Raw genomic sequence first — 6,918 nt, 5'->3', positions numbered from 1 at the left:
TGTTACGTCAGCCGGTGGATGTCACCCCTGTATGGATGATGCGACAAGCCGGGCGTTATTTGCCGGAGTACAAAGCCACGCGTGCTGAAGCCGGTGATTTTATGTCGCTGTGTAAGAATGCGGAGCTGGCGTGCGAAGTCACCCTGCAGCCGCTGCGTCGTTATGCGCTGGATGCCGCGATCCTCTTCAGCGATATCCTGACGATTCCTGATGCGATGGGGCTGGGGCTCTATTTTGAAACGGGCGAAGGTCCGCGCTTCTCAAATCCTATTACCTGCCGTGCAGATGTCGACAAGCTACCGATCCCGGATCCGGAAGATGAGCTGGGTTATGTGATGAATGCGGTGCGTACCATTCGCCATAACCTGAAAGGCGAAGTGCCTTTGATCGGCTTCTCTGGCAGCCCATGGACGTTGGCAACCTACATGGTTGAAGGCGGCAGCAGCAAAGCGTTCACCAAAATTAAAAAGATGATGTATGCCGAGCCGCAAACCCTGCACAAGCTGCTGGATAAGCTGGCTGACAGTGTCATCCATTACCTGAACGCCCAGATCAAAGCCGGTGCACAGTCGATTATGGTCTTCGACACCTGGGGCGGCGTGCTGACCGGCCGCGATTACCGTGAGTTTTCACTCTACTATATGCACAAAATCGTCGATAGCGTGCTGCACGAGAACGAAGGTCGCCGCGTGCCGATTACGCTGTTCACCAAAGGTGGTGGTCAGTGGCTGGAGGCTATCGCAGCGACCGGATGTGATGCGCTGGGACTGGACTGGAGCACCGATATTGCCGATGCGCGTCGTCGCGTGGGTGACAAAGTTGCGTTGCAGGGCAACATGGATCCTTCCATGCTGTATGCGCCTCCGGCACGTATCGAGCAGGAAGTGGCCACTATCCTTGAAGGCTTTGGCACGGGTGAAGGGCATGTCTTCAATCTGGGCCATGGCATTCATCAGGATGTGCCGCCAGAGCACGCCGGTGCATTCGTCGAAGCCGTACATCGTCTGTCTCGCCCTTATCATCAGGGTTAAGCATGGATTTAGCCGCGCTGCGGGCTGAACAGTTACAACGCGCTGCTAACGTGGTGCGGCAGGATGATTTCGACGTCCTGCCGCCTCGTTTTATCGCCGGTGCGGACGTCGGTTTTGAACAGGAAGGTGACATCACGCGTGCGGCACTGGTGGTATTAGAATATCCCTCATTGCAACTCGTGGAGCACCGTATAGCACGCCTCGCGACCACCATGCCTTACATCCCGGGTTTCTTATCGTTTCGCGAAGTCCCCGCACTGCTTGCAGCCTGGCAGCAGCTCACACACCAACCCGATCTTTTATTTGTTGATGGTCATGGTATTGCCCATCCCCGTCGCCTCGGCGTGGCTGCGCATTTTGGCTCGCTGGTGGATGTTCCAACCATTGGCGTGGCGAAAAAACGGCTCTGCGGGCGTTTTACCGAATTGGATGCTGAACCGGGGAGCCGCCAGCCACTGATGGATAAAGGCGAACAAATTGGTTGGGTGTGGCGCAGTAAAGCGCGCTGCAACCCTTTGTTCGTCTCAACCGGGCATCGTGTCAGTATGGACAGCGCACTGAATTGGGTGGAGAAATGTACCGCGGGCTATCGTTTGCCCGAGCCTACACGCTGGGCCGATGCGGTTGCTTCGGGGCGTCCTGCGTTTCTGCGTTGGCAAAATGCGCGTTAACGCTGTTTGCGCGCGGCTTTTGCGGTACACTGCCGCCAGCTAACCTATTGAGAGTAAGTTTGATGTTACAGAACCCCGTCCATTTGCGTCTGGCGAAGCTGGAAAGCTGGCAGCATATGACCTTTATGGCCTGTCTGTGCGAGCGGATGTTCCCCAATTATTGGGCCTTCTGTCAGCAGACTGAATTCGCCGATCCGCAACTCTATCGTCGCATCCTTGACCTTATCTGGGAAAGCCTGACGGTCAAAGACGCCAAAATTAACTTCGATAGCCAACTGGAGAAGCTGGAGTCTGCGATTCCGAATGGCGATGATTTTGATATCTATGGTGTCCACCCAGCGATCGATGCCTGTGTTGCGTTGAGCGAAGTTGTGCATGCACAACTCAGCGGTGAAACGCTGGAGCACGCAATCGAAGTCAGTCGCACCTCGATCACCACCGTCGCTATCCTTGAAATGACGCAGGCCGGTCGTGAAATGACCGATGAAGAGCTGCGTGAAAATCAGGCGGTGATTGATGAATGGGATCTGCAGTGGGAGATTTTCCGTCTGCTGGCAGACTGCGAAGAGCGCGACCTTGAGCTGATTAAAGGGTTACGTTCTGACCTGCGCGAAGCGGGAATCAGTAACATCGGTATACTTTTTCAGCAATAAGGCGATAAAACGTGACTTCAGGCCTGAATTACCGCGCCTGGAGGCTTCACATCAGCCCCCTGTCTGGTCTACATTTGGGGGGCTGAAAATTGTGGCTATCTTTGCGTGCAGGTTGAAGAGTGCCAGAATATGGCTTTTCCCTCGCACTCGTTGCTTAGCAAGCGATAAATACACTTTAAGGATAACTTATGAACAAGACTCAACTGATTGATGTGATCGCAGAGAAAGCTGACCTGTCAAAAACCCAGGCTAAAGCTGCGCTGGAATCTACCCTGGCTGCGATCACTGAGTCTCTGAAAGAAGGTGATGCTGTACAACTGGTTGGTTTTGGTACTTTTAAAGTGAACCACCGCGCTGAGCGTACCGGTCGCAACCCACAGACTGGTAAAGAGATCAAAATCGCGGCAGCTAACGTGCCAGCGTTCGTCTCTGGTAAAGCTCTGAAAGACGCTGTTAAGTAAGTTTTCCGCATCGCGGTTTAAGCTTTAAAAGAGGGGCGACACGCCCCTTTTTGTTATTGGGGCCTGTCATGCTGAACACGATTACTCAGCGCGTCTGCGCCCTGTTACTCGGTGCGCTGCTCGCGGGCTGTAGTTCCACCTCTGATCTCCCTGCCTTTACGGCAAGTGGCTATCTGGCCGATCGTGGCACTGTGCGCATCTGGCGCAAGAACAGTGACCATCAGGCTGTCCATCTTCGCACTGTTTATACCCCTTTCAATGGCGATGCCATGGAAACCACTGACTACAACTGGCAACAGAACCACCTGATCAGCGTTGAGCGCATTGTGGCGGGTGAGCAACCCGATGACGTGACGCTGCGTTTTGACCATCTGGGCAATCTTAATTTTATGCAGCGTCAGCTGGCCGGCCGTCGTGAAGCGGTAAGTGGTGATACGGTTGAGCTCTATCGTTTCGACGCGCAACGTATGCTGGAGCAAAGTAATGCGTTGCTGAGTGGCCGTGTATTACTGAAGCAGGGGCATTGGCTGGGCGCTACGCAGGTGCGCGATTGTGATGGCAAAGTGGTGAATGCACCCTTTGATAGCGGAATCATTGCCACGCTATCTCAGCAGCAGCAACACCAGCCACAGTCGTTGATGGTGTCATGGTTGGAGGCACCTGAAGGCGTGCAGTTGTTGCGGGCGACGCCAGAGGATGAGTGTAGCTGGCAGCCGAAAGAGAGTGATTTCTGAGTTGGGAAAAAACAAGGGGCGCAGAGCGCGCCCCTTGATAATTACTTGCGATTAATCGCGCGGTAACCAATATCTTTACGGCAGAAGCTGCCTTCCCAGGAAATATGTTTCGCCAGCGCATAGGCATTCTTCTGCGCGGCAGCCACATCTTCGCCCAGGGCAGTGACGCACAGCACGCGTCCACCGTTGGTGACCACCACATCATCTTTCATCGTGGTGCCCGCGTGGAACACTTTACCGTCCGGCACTTCTTCCAGCGGCAGACCGTGGATTTGATCACCGGTGTTGTAATCCGCGGGATAGCCGCCAGCCGCCAGCACGACACCCAGCGATGGGCGTGGATCCCACTGCGAGGTCTGCTTATCGAGTTTGCCATCCACTGCGGCCAGGCACAGCTCAACCAGATCTGACTGCAGACGCAGCATGATCGGCTGGGTTTCTGGATCGCCAAAGCGGCAGTTGAACTCGATCACTTTCGGCTGACCGGCTTTATCGATCATCAGGCCGGCATATAGGAAGCCGGTATAGGTGTTGCCTTCCGCTTTCATGCCGTTAACGGTTGGCCAGATAATCTGGTCCATCACACGCTGGTGGATCTCATCGGTGACAACCGGGGCTGGCGAGTAAGCGCCCATGCCTCCGGTATTTGGGCCGGTATCACCATCGCCTACACGTTTATGATCCTGGCTGGTGGCCATGGGTAACACGTTGTCGCCATCCACCATCACGATAAAACTGGCTTCTTCGCCGTCGAGGAACTCTTCAATGACGATACGATGGCCTGCATCGCCGAAAGCGTTACCTGCCAGCATGTCCTGCACTGCAGCTTCCGCTTCAGCCAGTTCCATCGCGACGATAACCCCTTTACCGGCTGCCAGACCATCCGCTTTAATCACGATCGGTGCGCCTTTCTCACGCAGGTAAGCCAGCGCGGGCTCAACTTCCGTAAAGTTCTGGTATTCAGCGGTAGGGATCTGCTGGCGTGCCAGGAAATCTTTGGTGAAGGCTTTTGATCCTTCCAGCTGTGCAGCCGCCTGCGTTGGGCCAAAGATTTTCAGACCCGCTGCACGGAACGCATCGACCACGCCAATCACCAGCGGCGCTTCTGGGCCTACGATGGTCAGATCGATCTTCTCTTTCTGAGCAAAGGCTAACAGTGCAGGAACGTCAGTGGCGCTGATCGCCACGTTCTGCAGTGCAGGTTCCAGTGCGGTACCCGCGTTGCCCGGTGCAACAAAGACCGTTTCGGCCAGCGGTGACTGTGCTGCTTTCCATGCCAACGCGTGTTCACGTCCACCATTACCAATCACTAAAATTTTCATCTATACGGCTCCAGGCTATTAATGGCGGAAGTGACGCATGTCGGTGAAGATCATCGCAATACCGTGCTCATCAGCGGCGGCAATCACTTCATCATCACGGATAGAACCACCTGGTTGAATCACACAGCTGATACCTACAGCAGCCGCTGCGTCGATACCATCGCGGAACGGGAAGAAAGCATCAGACGCCATGGCTGAACCTTTAACTTCTAAACCTTCGTCGCCTGCTTTGATACCGGCAATTTTGGCAGAATAAACGCGGCTCATCTGTCCGGCGCCTATGCCGATAGTCATATTGTCACGTGCGTAGACAATGGCGTTGGATTTCACGAACTTGGCTACTTTCCAGCAGAACAGCGCATCACGCAGTTCCTGCTCGCTTGGCTGGCGCTTAGTCACGACTCGCAGCTGACTGGCATCAACCATACCGAGATCACGATCCTGAACCAGCAGGCCGCCATTAACACGCTTGAAGTCCAGTGCAGCAACACGGCCCTGCCACTGGCCACAAACCAGCACGCGAACGTTCTGTTTTGCTGCGGTAACTTTAAGTGCCGCTTCGCTGGCTGAAGGGGCAATGATCACTTCGACAAACTGACGGCTGATGATCGCCTGGGCAGTGGCTTCATCCAATTCACGGTTGAAAGCGATGATGCCGCCAAAAGCAGAAGTTGGATCAGTTTTGTAAGCGCGCTCATAGGCGTCAAGAATCGAACCGCCCACTGCCACACCACACGGGTTAGCATGCTTAACGATCACGCAAGCGGCTTCATCAAACTCTTTCACACACTCAAGTGCGGCATCGGTATCCGCGATGTTGTTGTAAGAGAGCGCCTTGCCCTGTACCTGCTGTGCAGTCGCAACAGAAGCTTCTGCCACATTCTCTTCTATATAGAAGGCAGCGTCCTGATGGCTGTTCTCGCCGTAACGCATATCCTGCTTCTTGATGAAGTTGAGGTTCAGCGTGCGTGGGAAGCGGCCGGCAGGCTCTTTGCTGTCGCTATGATAAGCCGGTACCAGGCTGCCAAAGTAGTTGGCAATCATGCTGTCGTAGGCTGCGGTGTGTTCGAAGGCTTTGATCGCCAGATCGAAACGGGTGTCCAGCGTCAGGGAGTTTTCGTTGGCGTCCAGCTCGGCGATGATGGCCTCGTAGTCGCTGCTCTTCACCACGATTGCCACATCTTTGTGGTTCTTCGCAGCGGAGCGCACCATGGTTGGGCCACCGATATCGATATTCTCTACCGCGTCTGCCAGTGAGCAATCGGGTTTGGCAACGGTTTGAGCGAAGGGATAAAGGTTTACCACCACCATATCGATAGGGTTGATCGCGTGCTCGGCCATGATCGCATCATCGGTGCCGCGACGGCCCAGAATACCGCCATGCACTTTCGGGTGCAGCGTTTTGACGCGTCCATCCATCATTTCCGGGAAACCGGTGTAGTCAGAGACTTCGGTGACGGGCAGGCCCGCATCTGCCAGCAGGCGAGCAGTACCACCTGTGGAGAGCAGCTCAACACCACGGCTGGAGAGTGCCTGAGCAAATTCGAGGATACCGGCTTTATCAGAAACACTGAGAAGAGCGCGGCGTACTGGACGACGTTGTTGCATGGTGGTTTTATCCCTTGGCTTTGTTTCGCATAAGTAAGAGCGTTACATCAAGCTTAGCGCTTCTCTTATATATAGAAGAGAGTACTTGCTTCATGTAACGCCCCAAAAGGGGCATCCTTGACGTCGCCGGGCATTGTAGCGAAAACGTTTGCGCGATGCTCGCCTAAATTCATTTGTGCAGATGAATGTGGATAACACTGTGTGTAAGTGGGTATAAGGCGGGGTTTTGCTGTGGAATGCAGCGAACGGTTGTTTTTATTGAATTTAGCGGTTGCGCGCTGCGAACAACTCCCTATAATGCGCATCCATCGAAACGGCACAACGGTTTACGAAGTGCGGTGTTGACAGGAAGCTTCGCTAAGAACTTCCGCCAGAGAAAAAATGCTGAAAAAAGTGTTTGACTCTGAAGGAGGAAGGCGTAATATACGCCACCTCGCA

Annotated in this window: 7 protein-coding genes; 5 read left to right on the top strand and 2 right to left on the bottom strand. The window is 54.3% G+C overall.

The annotated features are described in order from the left end of the window. The 5 genes from hemE to RT340_RS20900 all read left to right on the top strand — a co-directional run. A partial coding sequence (hemE, locus tag RT340_RS20920; RefSeq protein WP_313377640.1) for a uroporphyrinogen decarboxylase occupies positions 1–1,031 on the top strand: 1,031 nt, incomplete at its 5' end. A gap of 2 nt (positions 1,032–1,033) precedes the next feature. Further along, a complete protein-coding gene (gene nfi, locus RT340_RS20915; protein ID WP_097119773.1) occupies positions 1,034–1,702 on the top strand; it encodes a deoxyribonuclease V in 669 nt (222 codons plus the stop codon). A gap of 62 nt (positions 1,703–1,764) precedes the next feature. After that, entirely contained in the window at positions 1,765–2,355 is a 591-nt protein-coding gene (locus RT340_RS20910) for a YjaG family protein (RefSeq protein WP_097119772.1), read from the top strand. A 188-nt stretch (positions 2,356–2,543) separates the two neighbouring features. Then, positions 2,544–2,816 carry a nucleoid-associated protein HU-alpha gene (gene hupA / locus RT340_RS20905; RefSeq protein ID WP_006121511.1) on the top strand — a complete coding sequence of 91 codons (273 nt, stop codon included), beginning with the start codon at positions 2,544–2,546 and terminating at the stop codon, positions 2,814–2,816. A gap of 68 nt (positions 2,817–2,884) precedes the next feature. Continuing rightward, positions 2,885–3,550: a DUF1481 domain-containing protein gene (locus tag RT340_RS20900; RefSeq protein WP_313377639.1), complete on the top strand. Its 666-nt coding sequence runs from the start codon at positions 2,885–2,887 to the stop codon at positions 3,548–3,550. 41 nt (positions 3,551–3,591) lie between these two features. On the opposite strand, the gene purD is transcribed toward RT340_RS20900, so the two are convergent. Both purD and purH read right to left on the bottom strand, forming a co-directional pair. Continuing rightward, positions 3,592–4,872 carry a phosphoribosylamine--glycine ligase gene (gene purD / locus RT340_RS20895; RefSeq protein WP_097119770.1) on the bottom strand — a complete coding sequence of 427 codons (1,281 nt, stop codon included), beginning with the start codon at positions 4,870–4,872 and terminating at the stop codon, positions 3,592–3,594. An 18-nt stretch (positions 4,873–4,890) separates the two neighbouring features. Then, positions 4,891–6,480: a bifunctional phosphoribosylaminoimidazolecarboxamide formyltransferase/IMP cyclohydrolase gene (purH, locus tag RT340_RS20890; protein WP_034828924.1), complete on the bottom strand. Its 1,590-nt coding sequence runs from the start codon at positions 6,478–6,480 to the stop codon at positions 4,891–4,893. Between the last annotated feature and the right edge of the window lie 438 nt (positions 6,481–6,918).

The organism is Pantoea sp. CTOTU50773 (assembly GCF_032082325.1).
GTDB lineage: Bacteria > Pseudomonadota > Gammaproteobacteria > Enterobacterales > Enterobacteriaceae > Pantoea > Pantoea communis.
The sequence above is the reverse complement of the archived record's forward strand: the minus strand, read 5'-3'. Positions and strand labels throughout refer to the sequence as shown.